The organism is Shewanella litorisediminis (genome assembly GCF_016834455.1).
Classification (GTDB): Bacteria; Pseudomonadota; Gammaproteobacteria; order Enterobacterales; family Shewanellaceae; genus Shewanella; species Shewanella litorisediminis.
In genome coordinates, this window is the sequence record NZ_CP069213.1 from 4,202,501 (window position 1) to 4,220,556 (window position 18,056).

An 18,056-nucleotide genomic window follows, 5' to 3' on the forward strand; every position below is an offset into this window, starting at 1 on the left:
TTCAGTTCTACCGGATCTACCGCCACGCTTACGGGTAAGGTTAAGACTTCTCCCGCTTTGACTGTGACAGTCTCATCACCAATCCAACGATAGTTGGGCAGGTCTTCCACCGAGAGCCGGTATACATGGTCTGCTTCGGTCTTGTTAAGGATCTTCAGCGTAAAGGTGTTCTCAATCATGCCGCGGCTGTCTTCGCGGTAGAGGGCGTTACGGTCACGAATCACATCGATACGCAGGGGTGATATGGTTGCCGCGAGACCAACAAACACCAAAATCATCGCAGTAAGCACCACACCATAGCCCACCAGCTTGGGCCGCAGTACTTTCTCTTTCTTACCTTCGAGCATGTTTTCGGTGGTGTAGCTGATAAGCCCCTTGGCGTAACCCATGCGGTCCATGGTCTGGTCACACGCATCAATACAGGCACCGCAGTTGATGCACTCATACTGCAGACCATTACGGATATCGATACCAGTTGGGCAGACCTGCACACAGAGGTCGCAGTCGATGCAGTCACCCAGCCCCATTTCTTTGGGGTCGGCCTTACGTGATCGTGGGCCACGGGTTTCGCCGCGAGCTACATCGTAACCCACTATATAGGTGTTCTTGTCGAACATGGCTGCCTGGAAACGGGCATAGGGGCACATGTGGATACACATGATTTCCCGCATCCAGCCGGCATTGCCATAGGTCGCAAAGGTGAAGAAGACCACCCAGAAGTAAATAGCACCACTGGCGTTCAGGGTGAGAACATCCAGGTAAAGCTCCCGGGTTGGCACAAAATAGGAGACAAAGGTTGTTGCAGTAAGGAAGGAGATCAGTAACCAGGCACCATGCTTGGCCGTTTTACGCCACACTTTGTCAAAGTCCCACGGCATTTGGTCCATCTTAATGCGCTTATTGCGGGGGCCTTCGAGTTTTTCTTCAAACCAGATAAAGATAAAGGTCCATACGGTTTGTGGGCAGGTATAACCACACCAGACCCTTCCAAGGTAAGTGGTCACGAAAAACAGGGCAAAGGCGGCAATCATAAAGAGAGCCGCCAGCAGGGTCAGATCCTGGGGCCAAATTGTCAGGCCAAATACATGAAACTTTTGCTCAGCCAGATTAAACCACACCGCTTGCCTATCACCCCACGGAAGCCAGGGCAATAACAGGAAGAACAACATTGCCACCCAGCCCATGCGACGACGCACTTTACTCCATAAACCATCAACGGCACGGACATAAATTCGGTTACGGGGGTTAAATCTGTCCGCCTTGCTGGCGTCCGGTTGATGGATTTTAATCCGCTCGGCTTTCGAGTAGTCCTTGTTATTCGAATCTGCGTTCATCTGACAACCTTTTACCGCTTTAATGTTGCTCGAAAAGTGGCTTATTATAGCCTTATTACTAAAGTACATTCACTCGATTGGACCAAAAGATGAGAGGCTGGATTATCTTGGCGTTGATCGCCGTCGGTTTGTATTACCTCTACACAGAAACCGACAAACTGGACGAACCTATCGCTGAAACTCAGATGGTGCTGAAGAAAATTGAGCGAAAGCTCGATTCTTTAACCGGCACACAAATCATCCGTGTTGACGGCAGGCTGCAGAAACTCAAGGCAGAAATAGGACAGCGACTCACTGCGGCAGAGCTTTCAGAATTTGATGCTGTGCTGACCGATAAAAACAGTGTGATGGATTTTAAAGAAAACTACTGCGAAAAAAGCGGTGTGAGTCACCCTGTCTTTGATAAAGAAAACCTGCTGTTTATTTGCGACAATCTCTGATGCTTTTGTCTTAAAGCATTGACCCTAAACCAACTTGAGCCTAGCCTGTGGCAACTAATGTGAACATAGGCAGGCTCAGTCATGACCAAAAAAGTTTCTGATAACTTTGATCCAGATCGCTGGACAGAAGTACCAGGTTTTGCATTCGACGACATCACCTATCACAGGGCCAAGGATCAGGGCACGGTACGCATCGCTTTTAACCGCCCAGATTGTCTCAACGCCTTTCGCCCCAAAACCGTTGATGAACTCTACACCGCCCTGGACCATGCCCGCCAATGGTCTGACGTTGGCTGTGTGCTGCTGACCGGTAACGGTCCCTCTGCCAAAGGGCAGTATTCCTTTTCCTCCGGTGGCGACCAGCGCATTCGTGGCAAAGACGGCTATAAATACGAAGGTGAAGAAGCGGGCAAGGCCGATGTGGCACGTATGGGCAGATTGCACATTCTGGAAGTGCAGCGACTTATCCGCTTTATGCCCAAGGTAGTGATAGCCGTTGTCCCCGGTTGGGCCGTCGGTGGTGGTCACAGCCTGCATGTGGTGTGCGACCTGACATTGGCCTCAAAGGAACACGCTGTATTTAAACAAACCGATCCGGATGTGGCCAGTTTCGACTCCGGCTACGGCAGTGCCTATCTCGCCAAGATGGTGGGACAAAAGCGCGCCCGGGAAATCTTCTTCCTGGGCTTTAACTACAGTGCCGATGAAGCGGTCGCTATGGGCATGGTCAATCGCAGTATTCCCCATGCTGAACTTGAAACCGAGGCGCTGCGCTGGGCCAAAGAGATCAATTCCAAATCCCCCACCGCCATGCGCATGCTCAAATACGGTTTTAACCTGCCGGATGACGGCCTGGTTGGCCAGCAGCTGTTTGCCGGTGAGGCCACCCGCCTGGCCTACGGCACAGAAGAAGCACGCGAAGGCCGCGATGCGTTTTTGGAAAAGCGCGATCAGGATTACAGCAAGTTCCCCTGGCACTACTGACCTAAGCTTGTACTCCACCAGCAAAAGACGCAGCCAGGTGCTGCGTCTTTTTGGTTAATCGACTGTATCGTTTGCCGCTATTGATCAAATTAACTTTACTTGCAACTGATAACTATTATCATCTGAGTTAATTAATCAATGGGAGACACCACCATGCTCAAGACCATGACCTTTGCCACGCTGCACTTTGGTGTGGCCTTCAGCATCACGTATTTGCTCACCGGCAGCCTGCTTATCGGTGGCGCCGTGGCCCTGATTGAGCCAACCATAAATACCGTGGTGTTTTACTTCCACGAAAAAGTCTGGAAGCGCATAGAGGCAAAAAAGCAGTTGCCTCAGCTACTCGCCTGATCCCTTAAGGCGAGTAACGTTTAGCACAATGTTTAATAGCCCATCCCCATATTGATGATTGGTGGTTCAGTCTGACTGCCGGGGCGGGTTCCAGTCAGGCGAAATCCATTGGCCAGATTGCCGTCATGGCAATCCAATCCCTCTCGAATACACCCGTCCAGCACGGTTTGCAGTACCTCTGGGTGCCAGGCATTCATCCAGTCCGCATGCAGCGATATGCCTCCGGGCGAATCCTGCGTCACGTCATACATGTCAGAAGCCAATCGCCATCCACGACTGCTTTTTGATTGAGGCTCATACACATCCGGAGTCACCCCGAATGCATAGTGAAAACTCACTCTGATAATGGGCACGGGATGGGTGGCAGGACAAATCATCCCCTGAGTACCGCTGCCCCGCTGTGGATAGGCCAAGTGACTTTGATGATCGGCAGAATCCAAATCTGTACCGTTCCAGCAGCTGGGGAAAAACACGTCCATCCGCAATCTGTCGGGAGCAACACACTCAGGAATTGTGCTGCTCCAGCGCGGATTACCGGCATCAGACGATCCCCATGATTGGCAATGCCAGCGCACAACGGCAGTATCCTGCTCAGAGCCGGGACCCGCCTTGGCATTACCGGCAATAATCTTCATCCCAACGGGAATGGACTGAATCGCGTCCAAATCGTCCACACCGGCGGAGTAGTAGAAGATTTCATGGGCTTGCTCATCATTTCCCACCACAGCAGGCACAACACGCCAGCGCAGTTCACCCTGTTCATCATAAAGAGGTTCACCGGTGACAGGATTATATTCGGGTGCCAGTAATGCAGGCACCCAATAGGCAGACCGGTTTAGAGTGTTTCCCTGACAGCTGGATTCACCTTCTGTAAACAAGGAGTCGATATCGGTTGTTTCATCAACCAGGGTGTTACCATAAAAGCGGTGTAAATGTGCCGCATTGGCCTGCCCGGGAAACACTATGGGATCGTGATAACTGGAATGGGCAAAATCACAGTTAATCCTGAATATGCCACGCCAGCTTGCCGGGTCAGCCTTGGAGGGCATAACACTGGTTCTGACCAGATCAGCATGGACACTGCCATCTGCACCAAAGGTGCTGGCTACCTGCCAAGACAACTCCGCCGAGTTACTGCGAGCGCCATTGTCCGCCACCGCCCACACCTTAAAGCGATGACTGTCTGCCGCCAGCGGCAACAGCAACATAGGGCTGGAACAATCGGTAATATCACCACTCTTGTCATCGGTATCGAGCTGGCACTCATAGGAAGCGGCCAAATCGGCACTGAATTCTATGTGGGTGTATGGTTCGTAAATGATTGCGTCGGGTTTAACACTGAAGGTGGGTGTGGCTGGCTTAAGTGCCAACACAGGTTGTTCGGACTCCCCTCCACTGCCGTCGCTGCCACCGCAGCCAGCCACAGTAATCATCCATGCCAGCGCCACACTCTTGTTCGGTTTCATCATCATTACCTCGCACAATGCCAGTGATTGCCGTGCTGACGGCAAAGCGCTTTTGGATTAGGGCGGGCATTCAAAATCAGGATTTGTGCCGAATGGTGCTCAGCGTCTGTGCCGTGAATTTGCAGCGCGACTGGGCGCCCGCCTTGTGAGTGGACCCGATGATGATGGGTACAGCCAGCAAGCATGATAATTGGCACTATCGCCAACGCAGTTAATACCGTGCGATTCATCGTCTCTACCTCCGCATAAGGAACACACCAGTCAGTGTATGAAGTCCGATGTAAAGCAACGTCAGCAAAATGCAAAGGTTAAGTAAAAGTTAAATTCCCCGTCAAAAGACAAATAAATGTCATAAAAAAGCCTCCCCAAAGGGAGGCTTAACTCAACAGACAGTCTGATTACTCTACGGTAACCGACTTGGCCAGGTTACGTGGCTGGTCAACGTCGGTGCCTTTAATCAAGGCCACGTGGTACGACAGCAGCTGCAGCGGAATGGTGTAAATGAGCGGCGCCATAAACTCATCACAGTGAGGCACCGGGATCACCTTCATGGTGTCGTCAGACTGGAACTCGGCATCCTTGTCGGCAAACACATACATCAGGCCGCCACGGGCACGCACTTCCTCCACGTTGGATTTCAGCTTTTCAAGCAGCTCGTTATTGGGCGCGACCACAATCACCGGCATATCGGCGTCGATCAGTGCCAGCGGGCCGTGTTTGAGCTCACCGGAAGCATAAGCCTCGGCGTGGATGTAAGAGATTTCCTTGAGCTTGAGTGCCCCTTCCATGGCGATGGGGTACTGATCGCCGCGGCCGAGGAACAGCGCATGATGCTTGTCGGCAAAGTCTTCGGCCAGTGAAGCAATGGCATCGTCCAGACCCAGTGCCTGCTCAACCTTGGCAGGCAGTGATTGCAGGCTTTGGGTTAATGATGATTGCAGCTCGGCAGACATACCGTTGTTGCGGCCAATCACGGCGGTCAGCATCAGGAGGCCAGCCAGTTGCACGGTAAAGGCCTTGGTGGAGGCCACACCGATTTCGGCGCCTGCTTTCATCATGTAAGCCATGTCAGATTCGCGTACCAGGGATGAACCGGGGGCATTACAGATGGTCAGGGTGGCCTGATAGCCCATTTCTTTGGCCAGACGCAGCGCGGCCAGGGTATCGGCGGTTTCACCGGACTGGGAGATGGTCACCAGCAGACTGTTGGGGAACAGGTGCGACTTGCGATAGCGGAATTCGGAGGCGATTTCCACGTTACAGGACACACCGGCCCATTGTTCCAACCAGTAACGGGCGGCCATGCCCGCATGGTAACTGGTACCACAGGCGATGATCTGCACGTGTTTGATGTCTTTCAAGAGGTCGGCTGCTTTGTCGCCGAAGGCGCTGTCCAGCACCTGCATGTTGGCGATGCGGCCTTCCAGGGTGCGCGCCAGGGCACGTGGCTGCTCATAGATTTCCTTGAGCATATAGTGGCGGTATTCGCCCTTGTCGCCGGCATCGTGGGTCACTTCCGACTCTTTGGCTTCACGCTCTACCTCATTGCCATCCACATCGAAGATGCGCACGTCACGGCGGGTCACTTCGGCCACATCACCTTCTTCGAGGAAGGCGAAGGTGCGGGTCACCGGTAGCAGCGCCAGCTGATCTGAGGCCACAAAGTTTTCACCCAGACCGAAACCAATCACCAGCGGGCTGCCGCTGCGGGCCACAACCAGACGCTCAGGGTCGCGGCGGTCAATCACTACGGTGCCGTAAGCGCCTTCGAGCTGCTTCACCGTGGCCTGAACGGCGGCCAGCAGAGTATCGTGGCTCTTGAGTTCATGGTGCACCAGGTGGCAAATCACCTCGGTGTCGGTATCTGAATTGAACTGATAACCCAGACCCTTCAAGCGCTCACGCAGCCTGGCGTGGTTTTCGATAATGCCGTTGTGCACCACCGCGATATCACCCTCGGACTGGTGCGGGTGCGCGTTACGCTCGCTCGGCTCACCATGGGTCGCCCAGCGGGTATGGGCTATGCCTGTACCACCGGTAAGCGGGGCTTCGGCCAGTGCGTCGGCCAGCTCCTGGACCTTACCCACCCGGCGGGTACGGTTCATTTCGGCATTCTGGATCACTGCCATACCGGCAGAGTCATAACCACGATATTCAAGACGACGCAGGCCCTCGAGCAAAATTTCGGCCACGTCCCTTTGCGCCACGGCGCCAACGATTCCACACATGCTTGTATTTCCGTAAGGTCTGTAAAAACTAACTACTGAACATCCGCCAGATACACCTTCACCCCATGGGTCTCTATGGTGGCCACTGCCTCTTTGGGCAATCTGTTGTCTGTGACCACTGCGCTGACCTGACTCCAGGGCAGCTCGAGATTGGGAATGCGTCGGCCTATCTTGTCGGACTCCAGCATGACAATTACCTCCCGCGACACCTCGGCCATCACACGTGACAGGCCAACGAGTTCGTTGAAGGTGGTGGTGCCGCGGCTGAGGTCTATGCCATCGGCACCGATAAAAAGTTGATCGAAGTCGTAAGAGCGCAGTACCTGCTCGGCCACCAGCCCCTGAAAGCTTTCGGAATGGGGATCCCAGGTGCCGCCGGTCATCAGAAGTGTTGGTTCCTGCTCCAGTTCATGGATGGCATTGGCCAGCTGCAGCGAATTGGTCATCACCACCAACCCGCGCCGTTGGGCAAGTTCGGGAATAAGCCCCAATGTGGTGCTGCCATAGTCAATGATGATGCGGTTATGGTCGCGGATGAGTTTGGCCGCCTCTTTGGCTATGGCAAGCTTCACCGGGGAGATGGCCACTGCCTGGGCGTTCAGCTCCTGGGGCAAGGGCACGGCGCCACCATAACGGCGAAACAGCAAGCCCGCCTTCTCAAGCTCTGCCAGGTCCTTGCGAATGGTCACCTCGGAGGTGGCAAACTCGCTCGCCAATTGGTCCACATTCACCTCACCCTGGGCATTCAGAAGTTCGATAATGCTGCGGCGGCGCTGCTGAGTATTGCGTTTGGTCATCCGTTTCTTTCACACAACTTTCGATTCGAAAGATAGATTATATATAAACGAAACAAAATGACCAAGAGCGAAATTTAGACCGGAAACACAAAAGGCAGCCTCTAGGCCGCCTTTTGTGTTTGGGTTGGATGCGCGGGAAAGTTTAGAACCTGGCGTTCAGCGCGAGGTTAACGTTGCGCTCCTGACCTATGGTCACCATCTGGTAGTTGCCGCCATCCAGATATTCGGTATCGAACAGGTTGCGCACGTTGGCGCGTACATCAAATTCACTGCCGCCGATATGGAAGGTGTAAGCGGCGCCCATATCGAAGCGAACATAACCGTCTTTGCGGATGCTGTTTTGGGTATCGGCAAAACGTTCACCCACATAAACAGCGCCCAGGTTCACCGCAAAGTTATCCGTCACTTCATAGCGGCTCCAGATATTGGCCGACCACTCAGGTGCATCGATTGGCGTCTTGCCATTCAGGCTGTCGGCGGTTTTGTATTCGGCATCCAGGTACATCATGGAGGCAGTCAGGAACAGGCTGTCACTGACCTGGCCCTGGGCACCCAGCTCCATCCCTTTATGATGCTGAATCCCATCCTGACGGGTCACCCTGGTGATATCGCCAACCGGCACGTCCAGGGTATGCACCACAATACGGTTATCGATTTCGATATCAAACAGGGCGCCGGTCAGCAGCAGACCGCCATTCATCAGCTCCCATTTGGCACCCAGTTCATATTGGGTACCAAATTCAGGATCCAGCTCCATTTCATGGCTCAGGTCGTTCTCATCATTGACCTTACCCTGAGGGACGAAACTCCTGGAGTAGTTGGCGTACAGGCTCAAGTCCTGCTGCGGCTGCCAAATCACACCAAATTTGGGCGATACGGCATTATCGTTGCCGGAGTCTTCCTTTTGCTCATCGAAGCGCACGCCGGCCAATACCTTCCACTGGTCGTTGATGCTGATAAGGTCTTGCAGGTAAACGCCGTAGAACTGGTACTCACTGGTGTACCAGCTGGTGTCATCCTTGTAGGAAATGTCGGGACGGGGCACAGCCACACCGGGCATAACATTTTGCTTTGCACCGGGCGTTCTCAATTGGGCATAGCCATAATCCAGCTTATTGGCGCCCAGCAGCAATTTGTGCTCCATCCCCGCCAGTTCAAACTCACCATTTAAGTCCACGTATGCCGTCTTGTGGCTCCAGTCATCGAAACGGTCGAAGGGGCTTAGCTGGTATCCCTTGGTCATGGCATCGGCATTGTAACGAGGCGCCGAATCAAAGCGTTGCCGATTGAACTGTTGATCGTTATAACCCAGCTTCAAATGCCAGTTGTCACTTAACTGCCAAGCCAGATCGGCGCCCAGATTGGTGATGCTATTGTCGGTAAAGGCCCAGGGCATATCCCAGATTTGTTCGCGGCCACCAATCAGGTTGCCGTCTTTGTCGAGCCAACCGCCAATATCGATGCCGGTTTTATCTTCGGTGCGGTCATAGCGCAGCGACAGCAGCACCTTGTCGCTGATGTCGTAATCGACGGCAACAAAGCCGAGCCAACGGTCACGCTCCTGTTGCTCGGCCTGTTCGCCCGGCAACGGTGAATAGCTGCGCCAGTACTCGGTGTCCTGTTTGACGGCCACGGCTCTGTAGCGCAGTGAATCCGTCAGCGCGCCACCTGCATCCAGCTGAAAGCGGGTCGAACCTTCTTCATCGGTATCAAAGCCCAGTTCAAATAGGGGGTCATAGGTAGGCTTCTTGGTGACCATGTTCACCAGCCCACCCGGGCCAGACTGGCCATAGAGCATGGAAGAAGGCCCCTTGAGCACTTCCACCTGGCTTAAGATTTCAATCGGCAACACATAGTGGGCAAACAGCTGATGGCCGTTGGCGAGGTAGCCAGAGCCAGAGTCCAGCTCGAACCCCCGCAGTGAAAACACCTGACGGTTCCAGCGTTGGGTACCGGCAGTGATGGAAGAGTCGTTCACCAGCACTTCAGCAAGGTTAGTGGCGAGCTGCTCGTCGGTTACGAAGTCCGGGATCACACTCACTGACTGTGGCGTCTCCAGCAATAACATATCGCCGCGCATGGCGCCATTAGCAGCACCGACCTTGTATTCGTTAAAGCTGCGGCCTTTAACTTCGATACGCTCCATGTCGCCATGGGATGCTTCATTGGCCAGTGCCAGCGGGGATTGCAGCGCGGCCAACACGGCCAGGCTCAGGGTGGAGAATTTGAGTAACATGCCTACCTCTTTACCAACTCTGTCAAAAAGTCTTACGAAACTGGCAGCACTATAATTGAGAATGGTTCTTATTTGATTTTCTTTACGGTAATTTACAATTGCAGGTGAGGGGGATCACGAAAGGCGCGCCCAGCAACAAAAAAGCGGCGCTAATGCGCCGCCCTTGACCCCGCTTTGGACTTTACTTTGGCTTTTTCACCGGACGCTGCCAGCCCTGAATATGACGCTGCTTCACCCGGGTGATCACCAGCTCGTTTTCGCCCACTTCGTGGGTCACGGTAGAGCCCGCCCCCAGGGTCGCGCCCTTACGAATAACCACAGGAGCCACCAGCTGGGTATCACTGCCGACAAAGACATCGTCTTCAATCACAGTCAAATGCTTGTTGGCGCCATCGTAGTTACAGGTGATGGTACCTGCGCCTATGTTCACACCCTTGCCAATCTCGGCGTCACCGAGATAGGCAAGATGCCCAGCCTTGGAGCCTTCACCGAGCACAGCTTTTTTCATTTCGACAAAGTTGCCGATGTGGGCGTCTTTGTGCAGCTCGGCGCCGGGGCGCAAACGGGCGAACGGGCCGGCACTGGCGCTGTCGCCCAGTTTGGCACCTTCGATGATGCTGTAGGGTTTGATGTCGGCGTTGTCGGCAATCTCACAGTCGATGAGGATGGCACCGGCACCAATGGTGACGTTATTGCCAAGCTTGACCTTGCCTTCAAAAATCACGTTTACATCGATCATCACATCCATCCCCACAGTCACGTCACCGCGTATGTCGATACGGGCCGGGTCACGCAGGTTGGCACCACTGAGCATCAGCTCTTCGGCGCGGCGAGCCTGATAGGCTCGCTCCAGTGCAGCCAGTTGTACCCGGTTATTGGCGCCTTCGGTCTCGATGGGATTGGTGGGGTGAGCGGTATCAATGGCCACACCATCGGCGTGGGCCATGGCGATGACATCTGTGAGGTAGAACTCGCCCTGGGCGTTGTTGTTCTCGAGACGGCCAAGCCAGCTCTTCAAACGCTTGCCGGGCAGGGCCATGATGCCGCTGTTGATTTCGTTAATCTTAAGCTGCTCTGGGCTGGCATCCTTCTGCTCGACGATGCCAACAACTTTGCCGCCTTCACGCACCATGCGGCCATAGCCTGTGGGGTTGTCCAGATGCACAGTCAGCACTGCCACACCGTCAGGTTGACGGGCGGCCAGCAGAGCTTCGAGGGTTTCCTTACGGGTGAGCGGTACATCGCCGTAAAGCACCAGCACTGTGTCGTCATCATTAATGTGGTCAATCGCCTGCGCCACAGCATGGCCTGTGCCCAACTGCTCGGCCTGCAGCACAAAGTTCAGCGGCTGCTCACCCAGCCTCGCTTTCAGCAGTTCGCCGCCGTAGCCATACACCAGATTGATGTTATCGGCGTTAAGTTCACGGGCCGTGTCTATCACGTGCTGAACCATGGGTTTGTGGGCGACGCTGTGCAGTACCTTAGGCAGGTCTGAGCGCATACGGGTGCCTTTTCCGGCGGCAAGAATGACTACATTGAGTGACATAGGAGGTCCCTTATCTTTAATCTGGCGCAAGTGTACCCGATGGCCAATTAAAATTCATCGCCACGCAAAGGAAGGCACGCTTTTTTGCCCAATAAAAAAGGCGCCCTGGGGCGCCTTTTTTGGGACACATTCACCTTATCTGGCAATGTTCTTCTTGATGGTTTCAACCACACGCAGCTGAGCTACGGCCTTGGCCAGCTCAATGGCTGCCGCGGCATAGTTGAAATCGGCACCGGCTTCGGCCATATGGGCCTCGGCGCGACGTTTGGCTTCCAGAGCCGCCTGCTCATCAATGTCTTCGGCACGCAAAGCCACATCAGCCAGCACAGACACAGAATTGGCTTGTACTTCCAGCAAACCGCCGGACAGGTAAAAGACCTCTTCTTTACCGTGCTGCTTAACGATGCGCACCATGCCAGGTTTGATAAAAGTCAGCAGAGGGGCGTGGCCGGGCATAATGCCCAGTTCACCTTCGCCACCGGTCACTTGCAGGTGTTCTACCAGACCGGAAAAAATGCGAGTTTCTGCACTTACGATATCAAGATGTACTGTCATGGCCATAGCGTTCTCCATTTAAGACTCAGGCAGGGCCCGAATTACTTCTTGTTGGCTTTCTCAACAGCTTCGTCGACAGAGCCAACCATGTAGAACGCTTGCTCTGGAATGTGGTCGAACTCACCTTCCAGAATGCCCTTGAAGCCACGGATAGTGTCTTTCAGAGGCACGTACTTACCGGGAGAACCGGTAAATACTTCCGCTACGTGGAAAGGCTGAGACAGGAAACGCTCAATCTTACGGGCGCGGGATACTGTCATCTTGTCGTCGTCTGACAGTTCGTCCATACCCAGGATGGCGATGATGTCTTTCAGCTCTTTGTAGCGCTGCAGAACGTTTTGAACGCCGTTAGCCACGTCATAGTGCTCCTGGCCAACTACCAGTGGATCCAGCTGACGAGAGGTGGAATCCAGTGGGTCAACCGCTGGGTAAATACCCAGAGAAGCGATTTGACGAGACAGTACCACGGTCGCATCCAAGTGGGCGAAGGTGGTGGCTGGGCTTGGGTCGGTCAAGTCGTCCGCTGGTACGTATACCGCCTGTACGGAGGTAATAGAACCAGTCTTGGTAGAAGTAATACGCTCCTGCAGAACACCCATCTCCTCAGCCAGAGTAGGCTGATAACCTACGGCTGATGGCATACGGCCCAGCAGTGCTGATACTTCGGTACCGGCCAGGGTGTAACGGTAGATGTTGTCAACGAACAACAGTACGTCTTTACCCTCGTCACGGAACTTCTCGGCCATGGTCAGACCGGTCAGGGCCACACGCAGACGGTTTCCTGGTGGCTCGTTCATCTGACCGTACACCATGGCTACCTTGTCCAGTACGCCTGATTCCATCATTTCGTAGTAGAAGTCGTTACCTTCACGGGTACGCTCACCTACACCGGCGAATACTGACAGACCAGAGTGGGCCTTGGCGATGTTGTTGATCAGTTCCATCATGTTAACTGTCTTACCAACGCCCGCACCACCGAACAGACCTACTTTACCACCCTTGGCGAATGGACATACCAGGTCGATTACCTTGATACCGGTTTCCAGCAGTTCAGTCGTGTTTGACTGCTCTTCATAGGAAGGAGCGGCACGGTGAATAACATAACGATCTTCTTCACCGATAGGACCCGCTTCATCCACAGGCTCGCCCAGCACGTTCATGATACGACCCAGAGTGGCCTTACCAACAGGAACGGCAATAGCGGAACCAGTGTTTTCAACCTCGATACCACGACGCAGACCGTCGGAAGAACCCATGGCGATGGTACGAACCACACCGCCACCGAGCTGCTGCTGAACTTCCAGCACCAGGCCGTTACAGGTACCTTCACCTGTGATCTTCAGAGCGTCATATACCTGAGGTACGGCATGCTGTGGAAACTCTACGTCCACAACCGCGCCAATTACTTGGACAACAGTACCTGTGCTCATGATTAATCCTCTAAAACTTGTATTCGTTACCTAAGCCTTAAACCGCTGCTGCACCGGAAACAATTTCCGACAGTTCCTGCGTAATCGCAGCCTGACGGGCCTTGTTGTAAACCAGTTGCAGGTCATCGATCAGCGTACCGGCGTTGTCAGTCGCAGCCTTCATCGCCACCATACGGGCAGCCTGTTCAGACGCGATGTTTTCCACAACACCCTGGTACACCTGAGACTCCACATAACGCACCAGCAGAGTATCCAGAAGGTCTTTCGGATCCTGCTCGTAGATGTAGTCCCAGTGATGAGCAATTTCATCATCTTCGGATTTAGGCAAAGGCAGCAGCTGCTCGATCACGGGTGTCTGGGTCATGGTGTTCACAAACTTGTTGAATACCACGTACAGACGATCCAGTTTGCCTTCGTTGTAAGCTTGCAGCATAACGCGCACAGTACCGATCAGGTCAGCGAGCTTTGGAGCATCACCGAGGCCTGAAGCTTGGGCCTGTACTTTTCCGCCGAAAGCTTTGAAAAACTGCACACTGCGGGCACCGATGGGGCAGAACTCTACCTCAACACCCTGGGCTTTCCAGTTCTTCACGTCTGACACAACCTTTTTGAACAGGTTGACGTTCAGACCACCACAAAGACCGCGGTCGGATGCTACAACAATGTAGCCGACGCGCTTGGCCTCTCTCACCTCTAAATAGGGGTGTTTGTACTCGAGAGAACCCTGGGCAACGTGACCGATCACCTTACGCATGCTTTCCGCGTATGGACGGCTGGCAGTCATGCGGTCCTGCGCTCTGCGCATTTTGCTGGCTGCCACCATTTCCATGGCGGAAGTGATCTTCTGAGTGTTTTTTACACTCGCGATCTTGGTTTTAATCTCTTTTGCGCCGGCCATCTCTACTCTCCAATCTGGACCTGAGGTGCCTTATGACACCTCGACGATTTTTACCAGGTTTGGGTTGCCACGAACTTGTCGAGACCAGCCTTCAGCTCAGCTTCGATTTCGGCATTGTAGTCGCCGGTATCGTTGATAAGCTTCATCAGGTTGGCATGCTCGGCGTTCATGAAAGCGAGCAGAGCGGCTTCGAAATCACCAACTTTCTTCAGAGCAATACCCTTCAGGAAGCCTTTTTCTGCGGCGAAGATCACCACAGCCTGTTCGGCTACGCTCATTGGGGCATATTGCTTCTGCTTCATCAGTTCGGTAACACGCTCACCGTGCTCCAACTGAGCACGAGTTGCATCGTCAAGGTCAGATGCAAACTGAGAGAACGCAGCAAGCTCACGATACTGTGCCAGTGCGGTACGGATACCACCGGACAGTTTCTTGATGATCTTGGTCTGGGCGGCACCACCTACACGGGATACCGAAATACCTGGGTTAACCGCTGGACGCAGGCCAGAGTTAAACAGGTTGGTTTCCAGGAAGATCTGACCGTCGGTAATAGAAATTACGTTGGTCGGTACGAACGCAGATACGTCACCGGCTTGGGTTTCGATGATAGGCAGAGCGGTCAAAGAACCGGTCTTGCCAGTCACGGCGCCCTTGGTGAACTTCTCAACGTACTCTTCGTTCACGCGGGAAGCACGTTCCAGCAGACGAGAGTGCAAATAGAATACGTCACCTGGGTAAGCTTCACGTCCTGGTGGACGACGCAGCAGCAGGGAGATCTGACGGTAAGCAACGGCCTGCTTGGACAGGTCATCGTATACGATCAGGGCATCTTCACCGCGGTCACGGAAGTATTCACCCATGGTACAACCAGAGTATGGTGCCAGGAACTGCAGAGCAGCGGCTTCTGACGCAGAAGCAACAACCACAACAGTGTTAGCCAGAGCACCGTGCTCTTCCAGCTTGCGTACTACGTTGGCGATGGTAGAAGCCTTCTGGCCTACAGCCACGTACACACACTTGATGCCAGAATCGCGCTGGTTGATGATGGCGTCGATAGCCATCGCAGTTTTACCAGTCTGACGGTCACCGATGATCAGCTCACGCTGACCACGACCGATTGGGATCATGGAGTCAACGGCTTTGTAACCAGTCTGAACTGGCTGAGAAACTGATTTACGGTCAATTACACCTGGTGCAATCACTTCAACAGGAGCAAAACCATCGTTGTCGATGGGGCCCTTGCCGTCGATTGGCTCACCCAGGGTGTTTACCACACGGCCAAGCAGACCGCGGCCAACTGGAACTTCCAGAATACGGCCAGTGGTTTTCACTTTTACGCCCTCAGCCAGATCGGCATAAGGACCCATTACTACGGCACCGACAGAGTCGCGCTCAAGGTTCAACGCGATTGCATAACGGTTGCCAGGCAGTTCGATCATCTCACCCTGCATTACATCGGCCAGGCCGTGTACGCGGATGATGCCATCGCTTACCGCAACGATAGTACCTTCGTTACGGGCTTCGCTGACTACGTCGAACTGCTCGATCCGCTGCTTAATCAGATCGCTGATTTCAGTGGAATTCAGTTGCATGCTCAAACTCCCAATTACGATTGCAGCTTATCAGACAGGCGGGCCAGTTTGCCGCTCACAGAACCATCGATAACGAGGTCCCCTGCCTTGATAATTACACCGGCGATCAGGCCGGCATCCACGCTGCAATTCAGCTTAACTTTGCGTGCGAGACGTTTCTCTAGGGAAACACCAATCTGCTGTTTTTGTGCGTCGGAAAGCTCGGTGGCAGAAACCACATCGGCTTCTACTTCCTTGGCCCATTCCAAACGGTACTCAGCGAAAAGCTGAGCTACAGCAGGCAGTACTTCCAAACGACCGTTTTCAGCCATCACCTTGATCAGGTTTTGACCGTGCTCGTTGAGCTGCTCACCACAAACATCAATAAAGAGTTTGGCGAGCGCGCTACTGGCCATAGAGCCAGCGAGCAGTGGGCGCATGGTTTCGTTTTCACTTACCAGCGCAGCAAAACCGAGCATTTCGGCCCAGCCGTCCACGGCTTGTTTTTCAACGGCAAAATCAAAAGCTGCCTTTGCATAAGGGCGAGCAATGGTGGTTAACTCAGCCATACCCCTTCTCCCTTATCAAATTTCAGCGACAAGCTTTTCAACTATGTCACTGTGTGCGGCTGCATCAATCGAACGTTCGAGGATCTTCTCAGCACCAGCAAGGGCCAGAGTAGCAACCTGCTTGCGCAGTTCCTCTTTCACGCGATTGCGTTCAGCTTCAATTTCAGCTTTGCCCTGAGCGATGATACGTGCACGCTCAGCGTCAGCCTCGGCTTTTGCTTCTTCAACAATCTGAGCCTTGCGCTTGTTGGCAGACTCGATGATTTCATTGGCTGTAGCTTTGGCTTCTTTGAGCTGCTCGGTGGCCTTGGCCTGAGCGAGCTCCAGGTCTTTTGCCGCGCGGTCAGCGTTTGCGAGACCGTCAGCAATCCTCTTTTGGCGCTCTTCGATGGCATTCATCAAAGGAGGCCAAACATACTTCATGCAGAACCACACGAAGATAATAAAGGCGACCGTCTGACCGATTAGGGTAGCGTTGATATTCACAACAGCCTCCTATTTTGAGTTAAGACAGAAGCGGTTTTATTACAGCATTGCGCCCAGTGGGTTGGTGAACAGCATGTACAGAGCGATACCCACACCGATCATGGTTACGGCGTCGAGCAGACCAGCCACGATGAACATCTTAACCTGCAGCATAGGAGCCATTTCTGGTTGACGAGCAGCGCCTTCCAGGAACTTGCCACCCAGAAGACCGAAACCGATAGCGGTACCCAGTGCACCCATACCAATCAGCAGAGCAACAGCGATTGCAGTAAAGCCCAGAATAGTTTCCATCTGTATCTCCAGTATCTAAATCTAAATTAGTTGATGATTTAGTTTAAAAAAATTTCTTCAGCAATCCTTAATGATCTTCATGGGCCATGCTGAGGTAAACAATAGTCAGCATCATGAAGATAAACGCTTGCAGTGTGATAACCAGAATGTGGAAGATCAACCAACCCAGTTGCAGGGTTACACCCAGAGAGGCGATCAGCCAGTTGGCACCATACATCAGCGCAATAAGGATGAAGATCAACTCACCCGCATACAGGTTACCGAATAGACGCAGAGCCAATGAGATTGGCTTGGCTATCAGGGTAACTGATTCCAGCAGGAGGTTGACGGGTATCATTGCCCAGTGGTTAAAGGGCTGCAGTGTCAGTTCTTTCACGAAGCCAGACACTCCCTTGACCTTGATGCTGTAGTAGATAATCAGCAAGAACACGCCCAGCGCGAGGCTGAAGGTGATGTTCAGGTCAGTCGTCGGAACCACTTTCAGGTAAGGCACACCCAGCATAGCCGCGGTGTGTGGCAGCCAGTCAACTGGCACCATGTCCATGAAGTTCATCATGAAAACCCAAACGAAGATGGTCAGAGCGAGAGGAGCGATCAGGGCATTGCGACCGTGGAAGGTTTCTTTCACGCTGTTGTCAACGAACTCGACGATCATCTCGACAAAGCACTGAAGCTTGCCGGGAACGCCAGTAGTCGCTTTCTTGCCAACGCTACGGAAAATCCACAGGAACAGAACACCAAGACCAACCGAAAAGAGCAACGAATCAATATGCCATGTCCAGAATCCTTCACCAACGGAAAGGTTGGTCAGGTGATGCTGGATATAGCCCTGCGGTGTTAACGCTTCACCAGTTGCAGCCATGATTCATCCCAC

Annotated in this window: 17 protein-coding genes (1 of these 17 cut by a window edge); 3 read left to right on the forward strand and 14 right to left on the reverse strand. The window is 53.5% G+C overall.

What is annotated here, in order from left to right:
* Positions 1 to 1,334, reverse strand: the 5' portion of a protein-coding gene (gene ccoG / locus JQC75_RS18700) for a cytochrome c oxidase accessory protein CcoG (RefSeq protein ID WP_203325509.1). It extends 91 nt beyond the left edge of the window; the window shows 1,334 of its 1,425 coding nt (coding positions 1-1,334); it begins with the start codon at positions 1,332 to 1,334; the stop codon falls past the left edge of the window.
* Positions 1,335 to 1,423: 89 nt separating this feature from the next.
* Between ccoG and JQC75_RS18705 the strand changes: the two genes are divergently transcribed.
* The 3 genes from JQC75_RS18705 (at position 1,424) to JQC75_RS18715 (ending at position 3,109) form a co-directional block, all read left to right on the forward strand.
* A complete protein-coding gene (locus JQC75_RS18705; RefSeq protein WP_203327271.1) occupies positions 1,424 to 1,774 on the forward strand; it encodes a hypothetical protein in 351 nt (116 codons plus the stop codon).
* 81 nt (positions 1,775 to 1,855) lie between these two features.
* A complete protein-coding gene (locus JQC75_RS18710) occupies positions 1,856 to 2,758 on the forward strand; it encodes a 1,4-dihydroxy-2-naphthoyl-CoA synthase (RefSeq protein WP_203325510.1) in 903 nt (300 codons plus the stop codon).
* 153 nt (positions 2,759 to 2,911) lie between these two features.
* Positions 2,912 to 3,109, forward strand: coding sequence for a DUF2061 domain-containing protein (locus tag JQC75_RS18715; RefSeq protein ID WP_203325511.1), 198 nt, complete (start codon positions 2,912 to 2,914; stop codon positions 3,107 to 3,109).
* A gap of 32 nt (positions 3,110 to 3,141) precedes the next feature.
* Here JQC75_RS18715 and JQC75_RS18720 read toward each other — a convergent pair whose 3' ends face one another.
* The 13 genes from JQC75_RS18720 to atpB form a co-directional block, all read right to left on the reverse strand.
* Positions 3,142 to 4,575: a DUF1996 domain-containing protein gene (locus tag JQC75_RS18720; protein ID WP_239002050.1), complete on the reverse strand. Its 1,434-nt coding sequence runs from the start codon at positions 4,573 to 4,575 to the stop codon at positions 3,142 to 3,144.
* A gap of 398 nt (positions 4,576 to 4,973) precedes the next feature.
* The gene (gene glmS / locus JQC75_RS18725; RefSeq protein ID WP_203325512.1) at positions 4,974 to 6,803 is read right to left on the reverse strand and encodes a glutamine--fructose-6-phosphate transaminase (isomerizing); all 1,830 of its coding nucleotides are present in this window, start codon (positions 6,801 to 6,803) and stop codon (positions 4,974 to 4,976) included.
* A gap of 32 nt (positions 6,804 to 6,835) precedes the next feature.
* Positions 6,836 to 7,600: a DeoR/GlpR family DNA-binding transcription regulator gene (locus tag JQC75_RS18730; protein ID WP_203325513.1), complete on the reverse strand. Its 765-nt coding sequence runs from the start codon at positions 7,598 to 7,600 to the stop codon at positions 6,836 to 6,838.
* A 142-nt stretch (positions 7,601 to 7,742) separates the two neighbouring features.
* The gene (locus JQC75_RS18735) at positions 7,743 to 9,836 is read right to left on the reverse strand and encodes a TonB-dependent siderophore receptor (RefSeq protein WP_203325514.1); all 2,094 of its coding nucleotides are present in this window, start codon (positions 9,834 to 9,836) and stop codon (positions 7,743 to 7,745) included.
* 181 nt (positions 9,837 to 10,017) lie between these two features.
* On the reverse strand, positions 10,018 to 11,382 hold the full coding sequence (gene glmU / locus JQC75_RS18740; protein ID WP_203325515.1) for a bifunctional UDP-N-acetylglucosamine diphosphorylase/glucosamine-1-phosphate N-acetyltransferase GlmU: 1,365 nt from the start codon (positions 11,380 to 11,382) through the stop codon (positions 10,018 to 10,020).
* 135 nt (positions 11,383 to 11,517) lie between these two features.
* Positions 11,518 to 11,943, reverse strand: coding sequence for a F0F1 ATP synthase subunit epsilon (locus JQC75_RS18745; RefSeq protein ID WP_126168840.1), 426 nt, complete (start codon positions 11,941 to 11,943; stop codon positions 11,518 to 11,520).
* Positions 11,944 to 11,978: 35 nt separating this feature from the next.
* Entirely contained in the window at positions 11,979 to 13,367 is a 1,389-nt protein-coding gene (gene atpD / locus JQC75_RS18750; protein ID WP_203325516.1) for a F0F1 ATP synthase subunit beta, read from the reverse strand.
* A gap of 37 nt (positions 13,368 to 13,404) precedes the next feature.
* The gene (gene atpG / locus JQC75_RS18755) at positions 13,405 to 14,265 is read right to left on the reverse strand and encodes a F0F1 ATP synthase subunit gamma (protein WP_203325517.1); all 861 of its coding nucleotides are present in this window, start codon (positions 14,263 to 14,265) and stop codon (positions 13,405 to 13,407) included.
* A 50-nt stretch (positions 14,266 to 14,315) separates the two neighbouring features.
* On the reverse strand, positions 14,316 to 15,857 hold the full coding sequence (gene atpA / locus JQC75_RS18760) for a F0F1 ATP synthase subunit alpha (RefSeq protein WP_011761752.1): 1,542 nt from the start codon (positions 15,855 to 15,857) through the stop codon (positions 14,316 to 14,318).
* 14 nt (positions 15,858 to 15,871) lie between these two features.
* Positions 15,872 to 16,405 (reverse strand): F0F1 ATP synthase subunit delta, encoded by a 534-nt coding sequence (atpH, locus tag JQC75_RS18765; RefSeq protein ID WP_203325518.1) that lies wholly within the window; start codon positions 16,403 to 16,405, stop codon positions 15,872 to 15,874.
* A gap of 15 nt (positions 16,406 to 16,420) precedes the next feature.
* The gene (atpF, locus tag JQC75_RS18770) at positions 16,421 to 16,891 is read right to left on the reverse strand and encodes a F0F1 ATP synthase subunit B (protein ID WP_011761754.1); all 471 of its coding nucleotides are present in this window, start codon (positions 16,889 to 16,891) and stop codon (positions 16,421 to 16,423) included.
* Positions 16,892 to 16,930: 39 nt separating this feature from the next.
* Positions 16,931 to 17,182 (reverse strand): F0F1 ATP synthase subunit C, encoded by a 252-nt coding sequence (gene atpE / locus JQC75_RS18775; protein ID WP_011761755.1) that lies wholly within the window; start codon positions 17,180 to 17,182, stop codon positions 16,931 to 16,933.
* Between the two features lie 67 nt (positions 17,183 to 17,249).
* On the reverse strand, positions 17,250 to 18,044 hold the full coding sequence (atpB, locus tag JQC75_RS18780) for a F0F1 ATP synthase subunit A (protein ID WP_011761756.1): 795 nt from the start codon (positions 18,042 to 18,044) through the stop codon (positions 17,250 to 17,252).
* Positions 18,045 to 18,056 lie beyond the last annotated feature (12 nt).